Source organism: Mycobacterium sp. (assembly GCF_032159765.1).
GTDB lineage: Bacteria > Actinomycetota > Actinomycetes > Mycobacteriales > Mycobacteriaceae > Mycobacterium.
Map to the genome: position 1 here is coordinate 1 of NZ_JAVHWM010000119.1, position 20,266 is coordinate 20,266.

At 66.8% G+C, this 20,266-nt stretch carries 24 protein-coding genes and 1 pseudogene; 8 read left to right on the forward strand and 17 right to left on the reverse strand.

The window, feature by feature from the left end; genetic code table 11:
- Nucleotides 1-8 precede the first annotated feature (8 nt).
- Together QOH60_RS13235 and QOH60_RS13240 are read right to left on the reverse strand one after the other, a co-directional pair.
- Entirely contained in the window at nucleotides 9-236 is a 228-nt protein-coding gene (locus QOH60_RS13235; protein ID WP_526420964.1) for a 4Fe-4S dicluster domain-containing protein, read from the reverse strand.
- Nucleotides 233-976 carry a GntR family transcriptional regulator gene (locus QOH60_RS13240; RefSeq protein WP_526420966.1) on the reverse strand — a complete coding sequence of 248 codons (744 nt, stop codon included), beginning with the start codon at nucleotides 974-976 and terminating at the stop codon, nucleotides 233-235. Before QOH60_RS13240 ends, QOH60_RS13235 begins: the two co-directional genes overlap by 4 nt.
- A gap of 200 nt (nucleotides 977-1,176) precedes the next feature.
- On the opposite strand from QOH60_RS13240, the gene QOH60_RS13245 reads away from it, so the two are divergent.
- Nucleotides 1,177-2,388, forward strand: coding sequence for an FAD-dependent oxidoreductase (locus QOH60_RS13245; protein WP_526420968.1), 1,212 nt, complete (start codon nucleotides 1,177-1,179; stop codon nucleotides 2,386-2,388).
- 13 nt (nucleotides 2,389-2,401) lie between these two features.
- Here QOH60_RS13245 and nusB read toward each other — a convergent pair whose 3' ends face one another.
- Both nusB and efp read right to left on the reverse strand, forming a co-directional pair.
- Nucleotides 2,402-2,878 carry a transcription antitermination factor NusB gene (nusB, locus tag QOH60_RS13250; RefSeq protein WP_526420970.1) on the reverse strand — a complete coding sequence of 159 codons (477 nt, stop codon included), beginning with the start codon at nucleotides 2,876-2,878 and terminating at the stop codon, nucleotides 2,402-2,404.
- A complete protein-coding gene (gene efp, locus QOH60_RS13255; protein ID WP_526420972.1) occupies nucleotides 2,871-3,434 on the reverse strand; it encodes an elongation factor P in 564 nt (187 codons plus the stop codon). The genes nusB and efp overlap by 8 nt, the downstream gene beginning before the upstream one ends.
- Nucleotides 3,435-3,604: 170 nt before the next feature.
- Between efp and QOH60_RS13260 the strand changes: the two genes are divergently transcribed.
- Nucleotides 3,605-3,967 carry a hypothetical protein gene (locus QOH60_RS13260; RefSeq protein WP_526420974.1) on the forward strand — a complete coding sequence of 121 codons (363 nt, stop codon included), beginning with the start codon at nucleotides 3,605-3,607 and terminating at the stop codon, nucleotides 3,965-3,967.
- Between the two features lie 22 nt (nucleotides 3,968-3,989).
- On the opposite strand, the gene QOH60_RS13265 is transcribed toward QOH60_RS13260, so the two are convergent.
- Entirely contained in the window at nucleotides 3,990-5,084 is a 1,095-nt protein-coding gene (locus QOH60_RS13265; protein ID WP_526420976.1) for a M24 family metallopeptidase, read from the reverse strand.
- A gap of 33 nt (nucleotides 5,085-5,117) precedes the next feature.
- On the opposite strand from QOH60_RS13265, the gene QOH60_RS13270 reads away from it, so the two are divergent.
- Nucleotides 5,118-5,651, forward strand: coding sequence for a B-4DMT family transporter (locus QOH60_RS13270; RefSeq protein WP_526420978.1), 534 nt, complete (start codon nucleotides 5,118-5,120; stop codon nucleotides 5,649-5,651).
- Here the strand turns inward: QOH60_RS13270 and aroQ are convergent.
- The 10 genes and pseudogenes from aroQ to QOH60_RS13320 form a co-directional block, all read right to left on the reverse strand.
- Complete coding sequence (gene aroQ / locus QOH60_RS13275) at nucleotides 5,636-6,061, reverse strand: type II 3-dehydroquinate dehydratase (protein ID WP_526420980.1); 426 nt, start codon at nucleotides 6,059-6,061, stop codon at nucleotides 5,636-5,638. The genes QOH60_RS13270 and aroQ overlap by 16 nt on opposite strands.
- Before the next feature lie 65 nt (nucleotides 6,062-6,126).
- On the reverse strand, nucleotides 6,127-7,203 hold the full coding sequence (gene aroB / locus QOH60_RS13280) for a 3-dehydroquinate synthase (protein WP_526420982.1): 1,077 nt from the start codon (nucleotides 7,201-7,203) through the stop codon (nucleotides 6,127-6,129).
- A 197-nt stretch (nucleotides 7,204-7,400) separates the two neighbouring features.
- Nucleotides 7,401-7,925 (reverse strand): annotated as a pseudogene (locus tag QOH60_RS13285) (shikimate kinase); the annotation flags it as partial.
- A 5-nt stretch (nucleotides 7,926-7,930) separates the two neighbouring features.
- Nucleotides 7,931-9,133, reverse strand: a complete 1,203-nt coding sequence (gene aroC, locus QOH60_RS13290; protein WP_526420984.1) for a chorismate synthase — start codon at nucleotides 9,131-9,133, stop codon at nucleotides 7,931-7,933.
- A gap of 70 nt (nucleotides 9,134-9,203) precedes the next feature.
- Nucleotides 9,204-9,632 (reverse strand): prepilin peptidase, encoded by a 429-nt coding sequence (locus QOH60_RS13295; RefSeq protein WP_526420986.1) that lies wholly within the window; start codon nucleotides 9,630-9,632, stop codon nucleotides 9,204-9,206.
- Nucleotides 9,633-9,646: 14 nt separating this feature from the next.
- Entirely contained in the window at nucleotides 9,647-10,441 is a 795-nt protein-coding gene (locus QOH60_RS13300; protein ID WP_526420988.1) for a shikimate dehydrogenase, read from the reverse strand.
- A gap of 6 nt (nucleotides 10,442-10,447) precedes the next feature.
- Nucleotides 10,448-11,680: an endolytic transglycosylase MltG gene (mltG, locus tag QOH60_RS13305; protein WP_526420990.1), complete on the reverse strand. Its 1,233-nt coding sequence runs from the start codon at nucleotides 11,678-11,680 to the stop codon at nucleotides 10,448-10,450.
- On the reverse strand, nucleotides 11,673-12,173 hold the full coding sequence (gene ruvX / locus QOH60_RS13310) for a Holliday junction resolvase RuvX (protein WP_526420992.1): 501 nt from the start codon (nucleotides 12,171-12,173) through the stop codon (nucleotides 11,673-11,675). Before ruvX ends, mltG begins: the two co-directional genes overlap by 8 nt.
- A 4-nt stretch (nucleotides 12,174-12,177) precedes the next feature.
- Complete coding sequence (gene alaS / locus QOH60_RS13315; protein ID WP_526420994.1) at nucleotides 12,178-14,868, reverse strand: alanine--tRNA ligase; 2,691 nt, start codon at nucleotides 14,866-14,868, stop codon at nucleotides 12,178-12,180.
- A gap of 107 nt (nucleotides 14,869-14,975) precedes the next feature.
- Nucleotides 14,976-15,365 (reverse strand): secondary thiamine-phosphate synthase enzyme YjbQ, encoded by a 390-nt coding sequence (locus QOH60_RS13320; RefSeq protein ID WP_526421036.1) that lies wholly within the window; start codon nucleotides 15,363-15,365, stop codon nucleotides 14,976-14,978.
- Between the two features lie 122 nt (nucleotides 15,366-15,487).
- On the opposite strand from QOH60_RS13320, the gene QOH60_RS13325 reads away from it, so the two are divergent.
- The 4 genes from QOH60_RS13325 to QOH60_RS13340 all read left to right on the forward strand — a co-directional run bounded on the left by QOH60_RS13325 (nucleotide 15,488) and on the right by QOH60_RS13340 (nucleotide 17,908).
- On the forward strand, nucleotides 15,488-16,111 hold the full coding sequence (locus QOH60_RS13325) for a hypothetical protein (protein WP_526420996.1): 624 nt from the start codon (nucleotides 15,488-15,490) through the stop codon (nucleotides 16,109-16,111).
- A 178-nt stretch (nucleotides 16,112-16,289) separates the two neighbouring features.
- Entirely contained in the window at nucleotides 16,290-16,910 is a 621-nt protein-coding gene (locus QOH60_RS13330) for an antibiotic biosynthesis monooxygenase (RefSeq protein ID WP_526420998.1), read from the forward strand.
- Between the two features lie 171 nt (nucleotides 16,911-17,081).
- The gene (locus tag QOH60_RS13335; RefSeq protein ID WP_526421000.1) at nucleotides 17,082-17,414 is read left to right on the forward strand and encodes a GlsB/YeaQ/YmgE family stress response membrane protein; all 333 of its coding nucleotides are present in this window, start codon (nucleotides 17,082-17,084) and stop codon (nucleotides 17,412-17,414) included.
- A 263-nt stretch (nucleotides 17,415-17,677) separates the two neighbouring features.
- Nucleotides 17,678-17,908, forward strand: a complete 231-nt coding sequence (locus QOH60_RS13340) for a hypothetical protein (RefSeq protein WP_526421002.1) — start codon at nucleotides 17,678-17,680, stop codon at nucleotides 17,906-17,908.
- Nucleotides 17,909-17,921: 13 nt separating this feature from the next.
- On the opposite strand, the gene QOH60_RS13345 is transcribed toward QOH60_RS13340, so the two are convergent.
- Complete coding sequence (locus QOH60_RS13345) at nucleotides 17,922-19,295, reverse strand: replication-associated recombination protein A (protein ID WP_526421004.1); 1,374 nt, start codon at nucleotides 19,293-19,295, stop codon at nucleotides 17,922-17,924.
- A 40-nt stretch (nucleotides 19,296-19,335) separates the two neighbouring features.
- Here QOH60_RS13345 and QOH60_RS13350 point away from each other — a divergent pair, with 40 nt between their 5' ends.
- Entirely contained in the window at nucleotides 19,336-19,938 is a 603-nt protein-coding gene (locus tag QOH60_RS13350) for a hypothetical protein (RefSeq protein WP_526421006.1), read from the forward strand.
- 55 nt (nucleotides 19,939-19,993) lie between these two features.
- Here the strand turns inward: QOH60_RS13350 and QOH60_RS13355 are convergent, their stop codons facing one another.
- The gene (locus tag QOH60_RS13355; RefSeq protein WP_526421008.1) at nucleotides 19,994-20,260 is read right to left on the reverse strand and encodes a DUF4333 domain-containing protein; all 267 of its coding nucleotides are present in this window, start codon (nucleotides 20,258-20,260) and stop codon (nucleotides 19,994-19,996) included.
- Between the last annotated feature and the right edge of the window lie 6 nt (nucleotides 20,261-20,266).

Genomic DNA, 20,266 nt, shown 5'->3' on the forward strand with positions numbered 1-20,266 from the left:
GGGGTCCTTTAGCGGATGAGATAGGGCATGTTGACGGTGACCGCGCCGGTGGGGCATCGAGCCGCGCACGGCCCGCAGTACCAGCACTCGTCGACGTGCATGTAGGCCTTGCCGGTGTCCGGGTTGATGGCCAGCGCGTCGAGAGGACAGACCTCCACACACAACGTGCACCCGTCAACACAGAGCGACTCGTCGATCGTCACGGGAACGTCGGCGCGTTGGTTCACCAGCGTCATGGCTTGCTCCTCGTCAGATTGCCGCGCAGTGTGATTCGGTCACCGCGCATGCGGATGTACTCGAGATCGACGGGCTGCCCGTCGTGAAGGCGGGTGAGCCGCTCCAGCATCAGAAGTGCTGCCCCGTTGGGTACGTCAAGTGTCGCGGCCGAGTGCGCATCTGCCGGAATCGCTTCGACTGCCAGCGTCGCCGAGCCCAGAGCCTGGCCGCTGACATCTTCGATGAGCGCGAAGATGTCGTTGGCCTCCAATGAATGACGAAGCACTTCGGCGCCGATGTCCGGCGAGAGGTAGGTGAGGTCGAGGCTGAGCGGCAGATCCCCCAGATACCGAAGTCGCTCGACGAAGACCACCCGTTCGCCCGGCTCAAGCAACAACCTGCGGGCAACTGACGGCGGCGCGGCGATCTCCATGGCCGCGCGCACCTCATTGCGGACCTCTCCATAGCCCTTGAAAGTTTCTTTGAGACCGAGTAGCGCGTCCAGTCCGTGGTCGTATTTTCGTTGCGCCACATGGGTACCGACCTTCGGCCCGCGGTCGATGAGCCCTTCGGCCTTCAACGCGGTCAACGCCTCGCGGATCGCGTTGCGCGATACAAAGAATTCCGCTGCCAACTCATGCTCGGCCGGCAGCCCGTCATCGTAGGCACCCGCGTGGATCTGATGGCGCAGCACGTCGGCGACCTGCCGCGCCTGGTCGGCGCGGGATCGTCGCAGAGGTGTCGGTTCGGCGGCGGGCACGCACTCACGGTATGAGCCACCGGTGCTACCTGACTGCTCGCGACGCGGGCCCGGGTACTGGGCACAGCGGATTCCGCCGCGTGAACACCGCTGCTACCAGCACGAATATGGTGATTCCGGTCGATTGCGCCACCTTGCGCGCCATCCGCGGTTTCGAATCGCACTGAGCGGAAAGGAGCACGGCGTCTACGCTGGTCCGCGTGGCGCAACCCACCGTCGTTATCAGCGGCGCCGGAATTGCCGGGCCGTCCCTCGCACATTGGTTGTCGGCGAACGGCTATCGAGTCTTCGTCGTCGAACTCTCGGCCGGCATTCGTCCAGGCGGGCAAACCGTCGACCTGCGCGGCGCGGGGCGCGAGGTCGTCTACAAGATGCACCTGCACGACGAGATGGTCGCGCGCTCGCTCGAGCAGCGGGGCGTGGCCTGGGTGAAATCCGATGGCCGTCGCCGGGCGGAGATGCCCGTTGAGGCGTTTCACGGCAACGGGCTGGTGTCGAAACTGGAGATCTTGCGCGGCGACCTGGTCGATGTGCTCTACCAGGCCACCGCCGATGCGGCCGAGTACCGGTTCGACACCCGGATCACCGCGCTCGAGCAGACCGACGACGCTGTCGACGTCACCCTCAGCGACGGGACGGCATTGACCGCGGATCTGGTGGTCGGCGCCGATGGACCACATTCGGCGGTGCGGCGCTTGGCCTTCGGGCCCGAGGAAGAATTCGTCAAGCCGCTCGGCGGATACAACGCGTTGTTCACCGCCCCCGACACCGTCGGACTCGACGGCTGGTATCTGATGTATCAGGCGCCGGGCCTGAACGCGTCGATGCGCCCGTCACACGATCCGGCAAAAGCGAAGGCCGGCTTGGCGTTCCGGTCTGAGCCGATCGAATACGATCGGCGCAACGTCGACCAGCAACGCGAGCTGCTGGTCGAGAAGTTCACGGGAGCCGGGTGGCAGTCCGACGCGCTGCTGGCTGCCATCCCGGAGGCCGACGACTTCTACTTCGACGCGTTCGCCCAGGTGCACATGCAGACGTTCTCGAAGGGCCGGGTGACGCTTGTCGGCGACGCAGGATACTGCGCGTCTCCGTTGAGCGGCATGGGCACCAGCCTGGCGTTGGTCGGCGCGTATGTGTTGGCGGGCGAACTCGGTGCTGCCGATGGGCTGGACGGTGAGAGGATCCGAACGGCGTTGGGCCGCTACGAGACTGTGATGCGGCCTTACATCGACACCTGCCAAGACCTGCCGCAGGGCATCGACGGCTACATGCCTGCAACAGCTCGCGACATCGCGATCACCGCACAGGTGATGAAGTGGATGCAGCGCTGGCCGTTTCGGCCCTTCGCCGAGAAGAAGTGGTTCACCACAGCCGACGCCATCGAACTCCCGGACTATTCAGTCGCGCATTAGCACCGCGACCAACTCAGGTCTCCGGTATCCCTCGCAATGCCGCGGCCGCGGCCCGGATCTGCGGCGTCACCAGCATGATCTGCCCGAGCACACCGTTGACGAAACCCGGCGAATCATCAGTGGACAGTTTTTTCGCCAGCTCCACCGCCTCGTCGACTGCCACCGGCTCAGGAACATCGCTGGCGTGCAACAGTTCCCACACCGCGACACGCAAGATCGCGCGGTCGACCGCAGGCAGCCGGTCCAGGGTCCAGTCCTGCAGATGCGACGAGATGAGGTCGTCGATGTGCGCGCTGTGTTCGGTAACGCCGCGCGCGACCGTCACCGTGTACGGATTCAGCGGCGCCACATCGCCTTGCTGTGCGGCCAGCGCGTTGCGTGAGTCGGCGATTTCGGCTGGGGTCAGACCCCGCGCGTCGGCCTCGAAGAGCAGATCGACAGCGCGCTTGCGGGCTTGGTGCCGTCCGCGGTCGGGCCGGCGGTCAGGCATTCACCCGGCCCAGATAGCTGCCGTCGCGAGAATCGACCTTCAGCTTGTCGCCGGTGTTGATGAACAGCGGAACGTTAATCTGCGCACCGGTTTCCAGCGTGGCGGGCTTGGTACCGGCACTCGAGCGGTCGCCCTGCAGGCCCGGTTCGGTGTGGGTGACTTCCAGCTCCACCGTCACGGGCATCTCGATGTAGAGCGGGCTGCCGTCGTGGAAGGCCACCTGCACGTCCATGTTGTCGAGCAGGAAGCGTGACGCGTCGCCAACGAGCGATTCGGGTAGCGGGTGCTGTTCGTAGTCTTGGCTATCCATGAAGATGAAGTCCGCGCCGTCGCGGTACAAAAACGTCATGTCACGGCGGTCAACCGTCGCCGTCTCGACCTTCACACCGGCGTTGTACGTCCTGTCGACGACCTTTCCCGACAGCACGTTCTTGAGCTTGGTCCGCACGAACGCCGGCCCCTTGCCCGGCTTGACGTGCTGAAACTCGACGATCTGCCATAGCTGTCCGTCGATTTGAAGGACGAGCCCGTTCTTGAAGTCGGCAGTGCTTGCCACGGTTGGTTGTTCTCCTAGCTTGACTGAAACAGAGTGCAACTCCTGGCGGTCATCCTCTCATCCGCACACAAATCCCTTCGCCGTGCGCTGCCGGCCCTGATCCTGACGCGAGAGCAATCAGCGAGCGCCAAAGCCCTGCGACTGACCCAGGCGTCAGTTACGTTGTCCCGGTGCATCGACTCACGGGGGGTAGCGATCGGGCCACGGACGCAGCGGCAGCGGATCGCGGTCAGGCCGAGCATTTCCTCGCATTGCTCATCGAGAACTGCGCGGAGATCGACGACCGCGTCGCGAAATGCCAAAGTGCCATGGCCGCTTTCGAATCCCGCGGCAGGCACAACGACGTGAGGCGGTGCCGCCAGTTGATCCGCGCGCAAGAGCACGAACGCCGCGGAATCGAGCGCATGATCGCCGCGCTTCACCGACGCTTCCAGCATCGTGGCTCTGGTGCCGTCGTTGCCGGGTTGCACCAACGGACTGAAACGCCGGTCAGCTCGCGACTGGGAACGGCCATCCGCCCGAACCGTTGGTGAGCTGACAGGCCCGCCCGGTGCGCTAGTCCAGGATCGTCATGTCCTTGGGGAACCGCGTCAGCAGTTCGGGGCCGGTCTCACACACGATCAGAGTGTCCTCGATGCGGACGCCACCACGGTCTGGCAGGTAGACACCCGGTTCGACCGTCACCGCACAACCTGTGCGCAGTGTCGCCGCGGACGAGGCGCTGATCGCCGGTGCTTCGTGGATGTTCAGCCCCACGCCGTGCCCGAGTCCGTGCCCGAAATTGTCGGCATAGCCGGCGTCGGCGATCATGCTGCGCGCCGCCGCGTCGACGTCCTTGCACGCGGACTCCGGAGCCAACGCGTCCCGTCCGGCCCGCTGGGCTGCCGCTACCAACGCATAGATGTCGAGCTGCCACTGGGCGGCCTTGCCGAGCACGAACGTCCGCGTCATGTCCGAGTGGTAACCGGCGACGAGCGCACCGAAGTCGATCTTGACGAAGTCACCCGACGCGAGCTCGGCATCGGTCGGCCGGTGATGCGGTATCGCCGAATTGGGTCCCGCCGCGACGATGGTCTCGAAGGAGATCCCGTCGGCGCCCTGATCGAACATCAGCGCCTCGAGCTCTCGTGCCACCTGACGCTCGGTCCTACCGGGACGGATACCCCCTCGGGTGATCAACTCGGCGAGGGCGCCGTCCGCGGCCTCACACGCCAGCCGCAACAACGCCTTCTCCCCGTCGTCCTTGACCTCGCGCAGATCCTCGACCGTGCCGGAGGCCCGGACCAGTTCGACATCGCCGGCGGCCTTGGCCAGACCGTCGTAGCCGTCGACGGTCACCACGTGGCTCTCGAACCCCAGGCGGGCCACCCCGGACGCGGCGGCCAGCGCGGTCAGATGCCGTCCGCACGCGCGCTCGATCTCCACCGGCACATCCGGCGACTGCTGTGCCGCCTGGGTGCGATATCTGCCGTCGGTGGCCAGCACGGCACGCGCGGCGGCGTCGTCGTCGGCGTAGACGAGCACGGCCGCGTTCGAGCCGGTGAACCCCGTCAGATAATGCACATTGACCAGGTCGGTGACCAGCATCGCGTCCAATCCGGCGGCCGTCAGCCGGCGAGACAGGCGGTCGCGTCGCTGGGAATATGTCACGGCACTTGACGGTACCCGCTAGGCTCACCCCTCATGAGGTCATGGTTGCTGCGCGGATTGTTCTTCGCGATCCTGCAAACGGTCATCCGGCTTGTTCAGACGATCATGATCAATACCTGGGAGACCCAGGCAATACTCATCAGCATCTTCTTGCAGGTGGTCTTCGCCATCGTGGCGCTGGTCTGGGGGTACATCGACGGCCGCGGCGACGCCAATGCCCAGCCCGACCCGGAGCGTCGCTCCGACCTCGCGATGACATGGTTGCTCGCCGGCCTGTTCGCCGGAATCGTCTCGGGCGCCGCGTGCTGGATCATCAGCTTGTTCTACAAGGCCCTGTACGTGATGGGCGTGCTGAACGAGCTCACCACGTTTGCCGCCTACACCGCGCTTCTGGTGTTCGTGATGTCGATGATCGGTGTCACCATCGGCCGCGGCCTCGTCGACCGGCGTTACAACAAGTCCCATCCCGTCCGGAAGCACAACAGAAGCGGCGACAATCCGGACACCGACGTGTTCCAAGCGGTGAAAGCCGACGACGATACGACCAAGGCTCAGCCGGCGAGGTAGCGCAGGGCCAGCAGATAGCCCTGCACGCCCAGCCCGACGATTACGCCCGTTGCGACCCCGCTGACGTAGCTGTGGTGGCGAAACTGCTCGCGGGCGAACACATTTGAGATGTGCACCTCGATCAGGGGTGCGGTCAGTTCCGCGCACGCGTCGCGTAGTGCCACCGAGGTGTGCGTCAGGCCCGCGGCGTTCAGGATCACCGGCTCGCCCGCGTCGGCGGCCCGGTGAATCAGATCGATCAGCTCGGCCTCGCTGTCGCTTTGCCGCACAACCGCTTTCAACCCGAGTTCGGTTGCCGACCGCTCGATGAGCGCGACGAGCTCGAGGTACGTCGTGGTGCCGTACACCTCCGGCTCGCGGAGTCCCAGCCGATTCAGGTTCGGTCCGTTGAGCACGTTGACCGTCGTCATCCGTTGCCTTCCATTTGCTCTTCGCCCGAGAGGCTCATCGTTCTGTTGCTCTTCGCCCGAGAGGCTCATCGGCCTACTTCGGCGTACGCCGCTGCGAGTAGCGACGGATCCGGGCCCTCGAGCCGCCCGGGCTTGGCCAGCCCGTCGAGCACCACGAACCGCAGCACCCCGGCGCGCGTCTTCTTGTCACCGGCCATGACCTCGAGGAGTTCCGCCAGCGCGTCGGGGTCATAGCTGACCGGCAGACCGAGCGAAGTCAGGATGGACCGGTGGCGGTCGGCGGTTGCGTCGTCCAGGCGTCCCGCCAGCCTGCCCAATTCGGCGGCGAACACCAACCCGACGGACACCGCGGCACCGTGCCGCCACTGATACCGTTCGCGGCGCTCGATGGCATGGGCCAGCGTGTGGCCGTAGTTGAGGATTTCGCGGAGCTGCGATTCCTTCTCGTCGGCCGCGACCACCTCGGCCTTGACGGCGACCGCGCGCCGGATCAGTTCGGGCAGGACATCCGAACTCGGGTCGAGTGCCGCTTGCGGGTCGCGCTCGATGATGTCGAGTATTACCGGGTCAGCGATGAAGCCCGCCTTGACCACCTCGGCCATGCCGGCGACGATCTCGTTGCGCGGCAGCGTTTTCAGGGCGGCCAGGTCGATGAGCACGGCGCGCGGCTGATGGAAGGCGCCGACGAGGTTCTTCCCGGCCTCGGTGTTGATCCCCGTCTTGCCGCCGATCGCGGCGTCGACCATCCCGAGCAGCGTCGTCGGAATGTGCACGATCGACACTCCCCGCAACCAGGTGGCGGCGGCGAAGCCGGCGACGTCGGTAGCGGCACCGCCACCAAGGCTCACGATCATGTCACGGCGGCCAACGCCGATGCGGCCCAGCACTTCCCAGATGAATCCGACGACACGCAGCTCCTTGCCCGCCTCGGCATCTGGGATCTCGATCCGGTGAGCGTCGATACCCTTGCTTACCAACGAGTTCCGGATCTGCTCGGCCGATTCCGCCAGCACCGGCTGGTGCAGGATCGCCACCTTGTGGGTGCCGTCGACGATGCGCGTCAACTCACCCTGCAATCCCGTGCCGATGATCACCGGGTAAGGCGGGTCGACGAGAACCTCGACGGTCACAGGCTCAATCAACCTTCCATCCTCCTCGCGTCCGGTGCACCCTCTTTGCTCGTTGCGTCCGGAACACGTTGCGTCCGTTCACTGTTCGGCTCCGGACGGGATCGCGCGGCGAGTGTCGCGGGACTCGGTGGGGCGTTGGTGGATTCGCCGGGGTTCAACGAAATCGGTGATCGCCGCCAGACGGGGCGCCGCTTGCGCCTTCTCGCCTGGGCGGCGTCGCGCTGGTGCGCGTTCTCCAGCCGCGTCACGATGTAACGCACGACGGCGCCAGGGTTGCGCCGATTCGTGTTGACCCGAATCGAGGCCACGCGCCGGTACAACGGAACCCGATCCGCCATCAGTGCACGGTATTTCGCGGGCCGATCGGGGCCTGCCAGCAGCGGCCGAACGGTGTTGCCGCCGGTGCGGCGCACGCCCTCGGCGGCGTTGATCTCCAGGTAGATCACGGTGTGTCCGGCCAACGCGGAGCGCACACCCTCGGTGATCACCGCGCCGCCGCCGAGCGCGAGGATTCCGTCGTGCTGCGCCAGTGACTCGCGCACCACCTCTTCTTCGATCCGCCGGAACTGCTGCTCCCCGTCGGTGGCGAACACCTCGGCGATGGTCCGGCCCGTCTTGGCCTCGATCGCGGCGTCGGTGTCAAGGAAGGTGAGGTCGAGCGCTCTGGCCAGCCGTCGCCCGATCGTCGACTTGCCGGAGCCCGGCAACCCGATCAGTACTGCCTTGGGCGCCATCACTATTACCCCGACGCCCGAGCGTCGAGATCCCGGGCGGCGATCGCCCCCAGATACGACGCGATGTTGTTCTTGGTCTCGCTGATCGAGTCGCCGCCGAACTTCTCCAGCGCGGCGCGCGCCAGGACGAGCGCGACCATCGACTCGGCGACCACGCCGGCGGCGGGCACAGCGCAGACGTCGGACCGCTGATGAATCGCCACGGCCTCGTCTCCGGTGGCCATGTCAACGGTGGCCAGCGCGCGCGGCACCGTCGAGATCGGCTTCATCGCCGCGCGAACCCGCAGCGGCTGTCCGTTCGTCATTCCGCCCTCGAGCCCGCCGGCGCGGTTCGTCGAGCGCAACACCCCGCCCGGGCCCGGATACATCTCGTCGTGGGCCACGCTGCCCCTGCGACGGGCGGTCTCGAACCCGTCGCCGATCTCGACGCCCTTGATCGCCTGGATGCCCATGATGGCCGCGGCCAGCTGGCTGTCGAGGCGATTGTCGCCGCTGGTGAACGAGCCGAGCCCGACGGGCAGGTCCGACGCGACCACTTCCACCACGCCGCCGAGCGTGTCACCGTCCCTCTTGGCGGCCTCGATTTCGTCGATCATCAACTGTTCGGCCGTTTTGTCGAAGGCGCGCACCGGGCTGGCGTCGATCGCGTCCAGGTCAGTGGCCTGCGGCGGCGGGCCGTCGTAAGGCTTCGATGCTCCGATCGACACGATGTGTGAGATCACCTCGACACCCAAGGCCTGGCGCAGGAACTCGCGGGCGATGGTGCCTGCCGCCACGCGAGCGGCGGTCTCGCGGGCGCTGGCGCGCTCGAGCACCGGCCGGGCGTCGTCGAAGCCATATTTGAGCATGCCCGCGTAATCCGCGTGCCCGGGCCGCGGTCGCGTCAGTGGCGCATTGCGTGCGACGTCGGCGAGTTCCGCGGGGTCGACCGGGTCGGTGGCCATCACGGTCTCCCATTTGGGCCACTCGGTGTTGCCGATCTCGACGGCGATCGGGCCCCCGAGGGTCACGCCGTGGCGTACTCCGGCGAGCACGGTGACGTCGTCGGCCTCGAACTTCATCCGTGCGCCGCGCCCGTAGCCCAGGCGGCGCCGAGCCAGCTGCGCCTGGATGTCGCGGGACGTGACGTTGACGCCGGCGACCATGCCTTCCAGGAGGCTCACCAGCGCGCGGCCGTGCGACTCGCCTGCCGTCGTCCATCGCAACACGCGTCCCATCTTCCCATGCGGCGGATTCCGGGTTTAATCGCCGAGGCTGCCGGAAGGCGGTTTCAGCGGGCTAGAGAAGGGCCAGTGCCGCGGCGGTGGCGGTGGCGACGCACATCGCCGGGCCGTGCGGGACCGTGCGGGACCCGCGACGGGCAAGCTCGATCAGCGCCCACCCGGCGGTCAGCAGCGGAGCGGCCAGCGCAGCGAGCAGCCAGACGTCGACGCCGAAATAGCCCGCGATGCCCCCGACACCGAAGGCGAGTTTCACATCGCCTGCTCCCATCGCTGAGGGCGCGACCAGATGGACGGCAAGGTAGAGCCCGCCCAGAGCCGCCGCACCCGCCAATGCAGGCAGCGCACGGCCCGTCAGCGCCGCGAACGCCAGCACCGCGACCGCTCCCGGCACGGTCAGCCAATTCGGCAGCCGGCGTTCACGCACGTCGTAACTGCACAACGCGGTCAACCAGACGAGCACGACGACGCAAACCCCAGCCCCCATGCTCGAAGGCTAAGTCAGCGCAGCGCCGCTTCCATCGCTTCTTTTGGCGCCGGCAGGCCGGTGAAGAGCTCGACTTGTGCGAAAGCCTGGTGCATCAGCATGCGCATCCCGTCGATCACGACGCCTCCAGCATCGGCAACCGCCGCGGCAAGCGGGGTGGGCCACGGGTCGTACACGGCGTCGAGCAGCACAGCCGCGCCGCGCAGCGCCTCGACATGGCCGGCCGCGGCGTTCGCGGGAAGCGTGCTGATCATCGCGCCGGACGACCTGACCTCATCGGGAAGTTCGGGGTCGGTAAAGGCCAGCCAGCGCCCGTCGACGCCCACCGCGGAGGACAGCGCAAGCAGCGGCTCCGCCTTGGCCGGGTCGCGGGCGACCACGGTGACGCGAGTCGCTCCCAGCCGGGCCGACGCCACCACCGCGGCCCGCGCGGTGCCGCCCGCGCCCAACACCACCACGTCGCCGCTCAGCGCTCCCAGTGCGCCCGCGACGCCGTCGACGTCGGTGTTGTCTGCCAGCCACCCACGCTCGGTGCGCACCAACGTGTTCGCCGATCCCACAAGCGTTGCGCGCTCGCTGCGTTCGTCGGCGACGTGCAGCGCGGCAAACTTGCCCGGCATGGTGACAGAAACACCCACCCATTCGGGTCCGAAACCTGTTACCACCGAGGGCAATTGGTCCGCGGTGCACTCAATGCGCTCATAGGTCCAGTCATCCAGCCCCAACGCGCGGTAGGCCGCCAGGTGCAACTGCGGCGACTTGGAGTGCGCGATCGGCGAGCCCAGCACCGCGGCCCTACGACCAGTCATCGCCCCTCATCGGCCGCTGTCGAGGACACCGTTGTGCTTGGCCAACTCGATGTTGCGCAGGTGTTCCTGATAGTCGGCGGTGAACAACGTCGTGCCCTGCAGGTCCACCGTGACGAAGTACAGCCAGTCGCCCGGTTCGGGCCGTTCGGCGGCCGCCAGCGCCTGATCGCCAGGCGAGCAGATCGGCGTCCTGGGCAGTCCCTCGTTGAGGTAAGTGTTCCACGGCGTGTTGCGGCCGCGGTCGGCGTCGGTGGTCGCCACTTCCTGACGGTCCAGCGGATAGTTGATCGTGGAGTCGAATTCGAGTTTCTGGTGTACCTGAAGCCGGTTGTAGATCACCCGTGCCACCTTGGCGAAGTCGGCCGGTTTCGATTCACGCTGTACCAGCGACGCGACGATCAGGGTGTCGTAAGGCGTCATTGCCTGGCCGTCCGGGGACGTGCCGAGCCCGTGCTGCGAGAACTGGGTCGCACTGCCGCCGATCAGGGACGCCAACGCCACGTCGGGCGTCCACGAGGGGTCGATGTTCCATGTGCCCGGTGCGATCAGGCCCTCGAGCCGACGATGATCGCCGCCCATCGCCTCGACACGCGGTGCTGCCCAGGTGGGGACATTCAGCGCCGCCGGCTTATCGTTTTTCGCCGCATCGCGCAGACCGTTCACAGGCACACATCGCCGTTCGCCGTCGACTTTCGCGCACGACGCGTGCGAAATCAGCGTGAAGATGCCCTCTGTCACCGCATTGGTCTTGACGTCGGTGATGTCGTCGAGCTGGCGGCCTTCTGGGATCACCAGCTTGCCGACCCGGTTCGCCGGGTCGGCCAATCGCGTTACCGCCGCCTCCGCCGAAATCTCGGTACGCATCTGGTAGAAGCCCGGCTGGATCGATGAGATCGTCGAATTGCCTTGAGCCGCTTCGACAAACTTGCGGCCCGACGAGACGACGTGATTGTCCTGCAGCGTTTGGCCGATCGCGGTGGTCGAGTCGCCGTCATGCACCTGGATGACAACGTCGCTTTTGCCCTCGCCCGAGTAGTCGCCGAACCATGTGTGCACGAACTTGGAGACGAGAAAGACCCCGAAGATCACGCCGACGATCAGCACAGCAAGGATCGCCATGCGAGTGTTTTTGCGGCGGCGCCGGTTTCGGTCCCTTCGCGCACGTTCGAGACGGGCGCTGCGCCGCTCCGAGCTCGGCGCGACAGGCTCGGTACGCTCGTGCGCCCAGCCGCTAGGCATTGCCGGCTCCACGGCTGAGGGCAGCGCGGCGCTGATCGAGCCACCCCTGCAGGATCGCGACGGCGGCGGCCTGGTCGATCACGGAGCGCTGTGCCTTTGCGCGGATGCCCGCGTCGCGCAACGACCGTTGCGCCGCCACGGTGGTCAGGCGCTCGTCGGCAAGGCGCAGCGGAACACTCGGAAGGCGCGCGGCCAGACCGTCGGCGACGGCTAGCGCGTCGCGCGCGGAGGCGCCGGCGCGGTCGGCCAACGTGCGCGGCAGGCCGACCACCACCTCGACGACATCGAGTTTGCCGACCAGCGCCACGAGGCGCCGCAGATGCGCGTCGCCGCGGTCTCTGCGGACGGTCTCCACGGGAGTCGCCAGGACGCCGTCGGGGTCGCTCACCGCGACCCCGATCCGCACGGTCCCGACGTCGATGCCAAGCCGCCGACCCCGCCCGGGGTCATCGCTGCCGGGCCGGTCCGGCAGTCGCTCGTTACCGACGGTCACCCAGTTAGCTCCGCGCGATCTCGGCTCGTAGCGCGGATAGCGCTCCATCGATTCCGGCGGCGCGTTTGCCCGAACCCTGAGCAAAATCGGCCTTGCCTCCGCCGGCGCCATCGACCGCTTCGTTGAGCAGCTTCACCAGGTCGTTGGCGCGAACACCCAGGTCGACCGCAGCCGGATTCGCTGCGACGACGTAGGGCACGCTTCCGGTGTCTCCCTCGGCGATCAGTGTCACGACCACCGGGTCGGTGCCGAGCCGGCCGCGGATGTCGCCGGCGAGGCCGCGCAAGTCCGAAGCTGCTTCGGATGACATTCGCTGGGCCACGACTCGGACCCTACCGACTTGTTCGGCGCCGGCGGCCGCGTTCGCGGCTGTCGCACGCGCCGAGGCCTGCCGGGTCCGCTCGAGTTCCTTCTCCGCGACTTTGAGCTTCTCGACCAGAGTGGCCACCCTGGCGGGCACCTCCTCGGACGGCACCTTCAGTGACGATGCGAGCCCAGCCAGCAGAGCCCGCTCCTTGGCCAGGTGCCGGAACGCGTCCAGCCCGACGAAGGCGTCCACACGACGCACGCCGGACGCGATCGACGACTCGCCCAGGATCGTCACTGGTCCGACCTGCGCCGAGTTGTGCACGTGGGTGCCACCGCACAATTCCAGAGAGAAAGGACCGCCGATCTCGACCACGCGGACCTCGTCCGGGTAGTTCTCGCCGAACAGCGCCATCGCGCCCATCGCCTTGGCCTTGTCGAGTTCGGTGGTGAACGTGTGGACTTCGAAGTCGGCCTCGACCGCTTCGTTGGTGACTTCTTCGATCTGGGTGCGCTGGTCGTCGGACAGCGCGCCTTGCCAGTTGAAGTCGAACCGCAGGTAGCCAGGACGGTTCAGCGAGCCGGCCTGAACGGCGTTGGGCCCCAGCACTTGCCGCAAAGCCGCGTGCACCAGGTGGGTGCCGGAGTGGCCCTGCGTGGCGCCGTGGCGCCAGCTCGGGTCGACCGCGGCGACGACGGTGTCGCCCTCGACGAACTCGCCGGACTCGACGTTGACCCGATGCGCCCACAGCGTTTTCGCGATTTTCTGCACATCGGTGACGGCGGCCTTCGCCGTCGCACTCCCGCCGGTACCGGTAATCGAGCCCCGGTCGGCCTCCTGGCCGCCCGATTCGGCATACAGCGGGGTGCGGTCGAGGATCAGTTCGACGCGCTGTGTCTGGGTCTCCGGACTGTGCGCAACGACGGGCACTCGCCTGCCGTCGACAAAGATGCCGAGAATCCTTGCCTCGGTGGCGAGTTCGTGGAATCCGGTGAACTCCGTCGGCCCGGCGTCCACCAATTCGCGATATGCCGACAGGTCGGCGTGGGCGTGCTTGCGTTTCCTCGCGTCCTCCTGGGCACGTTTACGCTGATCGGCCATCAGCGTGCGGAAGCCCTCTTCGTCGACGGTCAGCCCGGACTCCGCCGCCATTTCGAGGGTCAGGTCGATCGGGAATCCGTAGGTGTCGTGCAGCGTGAATGCGTCGGAGCCGCTCAGTACCGTGGCACCGGAAGCCCTTGTGGCGCTGGCCGCCTCGTCGAAGAGGCGCGAACCGGAGGCCAGCGTTCGGTTGAACGCGGTCTCTTCGGCTTGGGCGAGCCTGGTGATCCTGTCGAAGTCGGTGACCAGCTCCGGGTACGACGGTCCCATCGCGTCGCGCACTGTGGCCATCAGCTCACCCATGATCGGGGTCTCGATGCCGAGCAGCTTGGCTGCGCGCACGATGCGACGCAGCAACCGGCGCAGTACGTATCCGCGCCCGTCGTTACCGGGGCTCACGCCGTCGCCGATGAGAATCGCGGCGGTGCGGCTGTGGTCGGCGATGATCCGGTAGCGGACGTCGTCGTCGTGATTGCCCGCACCGTAGGCCCGCGGCGCGATCTCAGCGACTGTGTCGATCACCGGACGCAGGAGATCCGTCTCGTAGACGTTGTCGACGCCCTGCAGGATGCACGCCACTCGCTCGACGCCCATGCCGGTGTCAATGTTCTTGCGCGGCAACGGACCGAGGATCTCGAAATCTTCCTTCGACGTGCCTTCCCCGCGCTCGTTCTGCATGAACACGAGGTTCCAGATCTCGATGTAGCGGTCCTCGCTGGCGATCGGGCCGCCTTCGGGGCCGTACTCGGGGCCGCGGTCGAAGTAGATCTCCGAAGACGGCCCGCAGGGTCCCGGGATCCCCATCGACCAATAGTTGTCGGCCATGCCGCGGCGCTGAATCCGCTCGGGGGGCAGTCCGGCGATCTCCTGCCACAGCTGAGCAGCCTCGTCGTCGTCGAGATAAACAGTGGCCCAGAGTGTTTCGGGGTCAAGGCCGTATCCGCCCTCGTCCACGGGATTGGTCAGCAGCGTCCAGGCGAGCTCGATGGCGCCCTTCTTGAAGTAGTCGCCGAACGAGAAGTTGCCCGCCATCTGGAAGAAGGTGTTGTGCCGGGTTGTGACGCCCACCTCGTCGATGTCGGGTGTGCGGATGCACTTCTGGATGCTGGTGGCGGTGGCGTAGGGCGGCTTGCGCTGGCCCAGAAAGTACGGGACGAACTGGACCATGCCGGCGTTGACGAACAGCAAGTTGGGGTCGTCAAGGATCACCGATGCGCTGGGCACCTCGGTGTGACCTGCCTTCACGAAGTGCTCCAGGAACCGTTTCCTGATCTCGTGTGTCTGCACTGTGTTGCTGTCGCTGTCTTTTCTCGGGGGTCTACTCGACCCGATTACATTACCGGTCTGCCTAAATCAACGTTTCGGACAAGCGGGCGGTGCCCTTAGCCGGCCGATCAACCCTCGACGAAACTCAGCCGGACCGAACGCCGCGGATTGTCGCGGTTGAGGTCCACCAGCACGATGCTCTGCCACGTGCCGAGCAGCGGTGTACCCGCTTGGACGGGCACCGTCACCGACGGCGCGACAAAAGCCGGCAGAACATGATCGGCGCCATGTCCCGGCGAGCCGTGCGCGTGGCGATAGCGGTCGTCGCGGGGCAGCAGCCGTTCGAGCGTGGCGACGAGGTCGTCGTCGCTGCCAGCGCCCGTCTCGATCACCGCGACCCCGGCCGTGGCATGCGGGACGAACACGTTGCACAAGCCATCGCGGTGGGATGCGCAGAACGCGCGCACGTCGCCGGTGAGGTCGACGACGCGTCGGCGCGCGGTGTCCACGTCGAGCACGGCGGAGTCCACGCCTCCACCCTACAAACGCAGCCCATTGCCACACCCCGTCGAGAGGAGGAACCTAACTAGTGGACCGGTGGCGCCACGGGGGCGCTGCCCCGAGGAAGAGGGGGCGGATCGTGCACGCACGTTCTACCACTGTTCAGGCGCAAACCTCGTCAATCGACTCCGGAATTGCGCATATTCGCGATGAAATCATGCCCGCAGTCAAGGCCATTGACGGGTGTGTCGGTATGTCGGCCATGGTCGATCGGGAATCTGGCCGCTGCATTATCACCACCGCTTGGGAGACCGACGAGGCGATGCGCGCGAGCGCGGACACGGCGCGCCAGCTGCGCGATCGGGCGGCCGAGAAACTTGGCGGCAATGTCGAGAAGATCGAAGAATGGGAGATCGCCGTCCTGCACAGAGACCACCGATCCAGTGACGGGGCCTGCGCGCGGGCGACCTGGGTGAAGGGCGATCCGGCGCTGACGGACCAAAGTATCGAGTACTACAAGACGTCCGTCTTGCCCGACCTGGAGAACCTCGACGGTTTCTGTAGCGCCAGCCTGCTGATCGAACGCGAGACCGGGCGGGGCGTGTCGACCGCGACGTTCGACAGCCGCGAGGCGATGGAGCGAAACAGGGACCAGGCGATGGCCCTCAAGACCGCAAAGATGCGGGAGGTGGGGGTTGAGGAGCTCGACGAATGCGAGTTCGAGCTGGCGCTCGCACACCTGCAGGTGCCCGAGCTGGCCTGACCTGACGACCGCCGACGACCGCTGGTCTCGCTGGCGCGGGATCAGCGGTCGGTCGCGTGGAACCGCTTAGGAATTAGCACGCGCCTGAACCATTGAAACGAGTGGTCAGCCGGGCCAAGGTAGTGGTTGTACCGGTAGCGCCGCCGGGGCGCTGCCCTGATCACAGAGGGGGTGGATCGTGCACGCACGTTCTACCACTATTGAGGCGCAACCGGAGTCCGTCGACGCGGGTATTGCGTACGTCTGCGACGAAGTCATGCCCGCACTCGAGACGATTGATGGGTGCATCGGCATCTCCTTGTTGGTCGACCGCGAGTCCGGCCGGTGCATCATCACCACCGCGTGGGAGACCGAGGATGCGATGCAGGCGAGCGCGGAACAGGTAGCGCCACTTCGCGATCGGGCCGCGGAAAGTTTCCGCGGCAGCGCTGCAGTTAACACCTGGGAGATCGCGATCGTGCACAGAGACCGCCCGTCCGGTGAGGGTGCCTGCGTGAGGGCGACCTGGTTCAAGGTCCCACAAGGCCAGATGGCCCGATCCGTCGAGCTGTACCGGGAGTCGGTGCTGCCGTCGTTGGAGGAACTCGACGGCTTCTGCAGCGCGAGCCTGATGGTCGATCGCGCCTCGGGCCGTTCGGTGTCGTCGGTGACGTTCGACAGCAGCGAGGCGATGGACGGCAACCGGGAAGCCGCGCGGTCGCTGCGGGTGGCTCGGCTCCGGGAGTTGGGCGCCGACCAGCTCGACGTCGGCGAATTCGAGTTGGCGCTCGCTCACCTTCGGGTGCCTGAGCTGGCCTGATCCAGCCCCCCACCGCGCCGAAACTGAACCCGGGGTCGCGATCCCGCGAAAAAGCAACCCTGGCTTCAGTTTCGGCGATCAGTGGCCGCAATCGAAACTTAATTTGCGCCGCCGTTTATTGGCCGCCGACCCGGGTATGCCACTTTCATCACACCCGTCATCGGAGGCAATATGACAATCGGCAGCGTTCTCGGCGCAATCCTGATCGGCCTGGTGGTCGGCGTTCTCGGACGGCTCGTAGTCCCCGGCAAGCAACCACTTCCGATCTGGCTGACTATCCTCGTCGGCATAGTCGCCGCATTCATCGGGACGGCCCTGGCCAAGACGATGGGCATCCCGATCAACACACCCGGTATCGACTGGGGTGAATTGCTCGTCCAGGTGATCGTGGCTGCACTTGGTGTGGCCCTGGTGTCGGCGATGGTCGGCGGTGGATATCGCCGCGGCACATTCGGCCGCGGAGCATTCGGCCGGCCGCGCTCGCGCCTTTCGCGACGCTGGTAACGGGTTCGCGCACCATCGCCTGACTCGGCGCCACACGTGAAGCCACTGCGCAGATTCCGACGAATCGCGCAGTGGCTTCACGTCGTCTAAGCCCCAAAACGCGCCGAATTCTGCAGCAGGGCTGCGAAAATCGCCGCTGCACAGCCCTAGTGCAGAAATCGATGCGGGCGCGGATGGCCACCGACGCCAAGAATCCGCCAAGACGTTGCGGGCAGCCTCGTTGCGACGGACCGACTGGTCCGCCTGGCAGCGAAAGGAACGACATGGACCGCAACGTAAAGGCGATGGCCGGAAAGCTCGTCGTGTCCGGCGCTCTCACGCTTGCCGCGTTGGGACTGGCGTCCGGCACGGCACACGCCTTCGATCCACAGCCCGATCCCCCGGGCAAGCCCGTGGCGAGCAACCCTGCGACGAACCCCGGCACCATCAAGGGTTTCAACCCGCAGCCGGAACCGCCGACCAAGGTGCGGATTGGCGCGCAGACACAGCGCTGACAATGCGCGGGGATTAACGCTTCCGGCGGATGATCGCGCGCAAGCGCTCCAACCGCTTGCCGATCTCCCGCTCACCACCGTGCTCGGTGGGCCGGTAGTAGTCCACGCCCACCAGCTCATCGGGCGGATACTGTTGCGGCACAACACCGTCAGGATCGTCGTGTGAGTACGCGTATCCGATTGCGTTGCCCAGCGACTCTGCGCCCGAGTAGTGCCCATCGCGCAGGTGCGCGGGCACGAGACCGGCCTTGCCCGCCTTGATGTCTTTCATCGCCGCGGAGATCGCCGTGATCACCGCATTCGACTTCGGCGCTGTCGCAAGGTGAATCGTCGCGTGCGCAAGGGTCAGCTGGGCCTCGGGCATCCCGATCAGCTGGACGGTCTGCGCGGCGGCGACGGCCGTCTGCAGAGCGGAGGGGTCGGCCATCCCGATGTCCTCGCTGGCCAGGATCATCAACCGCCTGGCGACAAAGCGCGGGTCTTCCCCGGCGACGAGCATGCGGGCCAGATAGTGCAGGGCGGCATCGACATCCGAGCCGCGGACCGACTTGATGAACGCGCTGATCACGTCGTAGTGCTGGTCGCCCTGCCGGTCGTATCGGACGGCGGCCTTGTCGAGGGACTGCTCGATGGTCTCGACGGTGACAGGCGCCGCGTCGTCGGCGACGGATTCGGCTGCGACCTCCAGCGCCGTCAGCGCCCGGCGCGCGTCGCCCGCTGACAGTCGAACCATCAGGTCCAGTGCGTCGGGCTCGACGGACACGGCGCCGCCCAAACCCCGCGGATCGTCGATCGCGCGCTGCAAGACCGTGCGGATGCCGTCGGCCGTCAGGGGCTCCAGCTTCAGAATCAGCGAGCGTGACAGCAACGGTGCCACCACCGAGAAGGACGGGTTCTCGGTGGTCGCGGCCACCAGCAGCACCACCCGGTTCTCGACAGCGGCCAGCAGCGCGTCCTGCTGGGTCTTGGAGAACCGGTGCACCTCGTCGATGAACAGCACGGTCTGCTCACCGTGTGCCGCGGCGCGGCGGGCGACGTCGATCACTGCCCGGACTTCCTTCACGCCGGCCGACACAGCCGATAGGGCCTCGAATCGGCGGCCCGTCGCGTGCGAGATCAACGAGGCCAGCGTGGTTTTCCCGGTACCCGGCGGTCCGTACAGGACGATCGACGCGGCGCCGGACCCCTCGACGAGCCGCCGCAGCGGTGAATTCGGGGTGAGCAGATGAGCCTGCCCGACGACCTCCTCGAGCGACTCGGGCCGCATCCGGACAGCCAGCGGCGCGGGCACGCCACGCCCGCGACCCTGCCAGTCGCGCGAGTCATCGGTGCCGGGAACGTCGAACAGACCGTGCCCCTCATTGCTCCTCGCGTCCGCGGCGGCCACGCCTCAGGCATACCACGCCTAACGGACATACGATCCGTCCGTGTTGCTCAATCGCGCGACGGCTGACGGGATCGCCGACGGACGGATCACATTGGTGCTGCGCTGCTGGGACACGGCGCGCGCAAAGCCAGGCGGCACGCAACGCACGCAGGCGGGCACAATCCGCATCGACGGCGTGACGGAGTACCCGGGCGACTACCGCGTGACTGCGGCGCAGGCCCGGGCGGCCGGTTACCGGGACGCGGCGGCCGCCCAGACCGAGCTGGATCGGCGGCCCGCCGAGCACGTCTACGCGATCAAGGTGTCCTACCTCCGCCCCGACGAGCGGCCGGCGATGGCCGCTGACGACGCGCTGAGCGACGACGACGTCGACGCGATCCGCGCCCCGCTCTCTCGTCTCGACGCCGCAAGTGCCACGGGTCCATGGACGCATCGGTACCTGCAACTGGTGCGCGACAACGAGGCAGTGCGCGCGCCCGACCTGGCCGAACGCGAGGGCCTCGACGTGCCGCGGTTCAAACGCCGTGTCCGCCAGCTGAAAGGCCTGGGCCTGACGATCAGCCTCGACGTTGGCTATCGAATCTCCCCGCGCGGCAACGCGTTCTTGCGGGTGACTTCCTCGAAACAGAAACCTGTGCAGTGAATCGGTCCGCTGGACGACACGGAATTCCATTTCGCGGCGTGGCGGCCTCCGCGAGCTAAGTCGCGGGGAGCACCACGTCGAATTCGACGTGGTCGTCGTCGACCTTGGTGATCTTCAGATGGGCGGTGATTTTCTTTCCGGTCGGGTCTGTGAAGGTGCAGTCGAACTTTGTGCCAAGCGTGGCATCCACCCCTCTGGGGCAGGTCACGTCATTCGGCCGAAAACCCTTCTGGGACAACACCACGTCAGCCACCGACTTCGCCGCGGTCTGCGGGTCAACGCTGTCGCAGGCGGCCAACGTGAAGGCGACCAGGCACCCCACCGCCGC

What these genes read in the sequence shown, in the direction of transcription:
- mltG (WP_526420990.1), bottom strand. Translation starts at nt 11,680, where the DNA reads ATGCCTAGCGGCTGGGCGCACGAGCGTACCGAGCCTGTCGCGCCGAGC.
- QOH60_RS13340 (WP_526421002.1), top strand. Translation starts at nt 17,678, where the DNA reads ATGGACCGCAACGTAAAGGCGATGGCCGGAAAGCTCGTCGTGTCCGGC.
- QOH60_RS13335 (WP_526421000.1), top strand. Translation starts at nt 17,082, where the DNA reads ATGACAATCGGCAGCGTTCTCGGCGCAATCCTGATCGGCCTGGTGGTC.
- QOH60_RS13235 (WP_526420964.1), bottom strand. Translation starts at nt 236, where the DNA reads ATGACGCTGGTGAACCAACGCGCCGACGTTCCCGTGACGATCGACGAG.
- QOH60_RS13270 (WP_526420978.1), top strand. Translation starts at nt 5,118, where the DNA reads ATGAGGTCATGGTTGCTGCGCGGATTGTTCTTCGCGATCCTGCAAACG.
- aroQ (WP_526420980.1), bottom strand. Translation starts at nt 6,061, where the DNA reads ATGACGACGGTCAACGTGCTCAACGGACCGAACCTGAATCGGCTGGGA.
- QOH60_RS13295 (WP_526420986.1), bottom strand. Translation starts at nt 9,632, where the DNA reads ATGGGGGCTGGGGTTTGCGTCGTCGTGCTCGTCTGGTTGACCGCGTTG.
- nusB (WP_526420970.1), bottom strand. Translation starts at nt 2,878, where the DNA reads ATGCCTGACCGCCGGCCCGACCGCGGACGGCACCAAGCCCGCAAGCGC.
- QOH60_RS13300 (WP_526420988.1), bottom strand. Translation starts at nt 10,441, where the DNA reads ATGACTGGTCGTAGGGCCGCGGTGCTGGGCTCGCCGATCGCGCACTCC.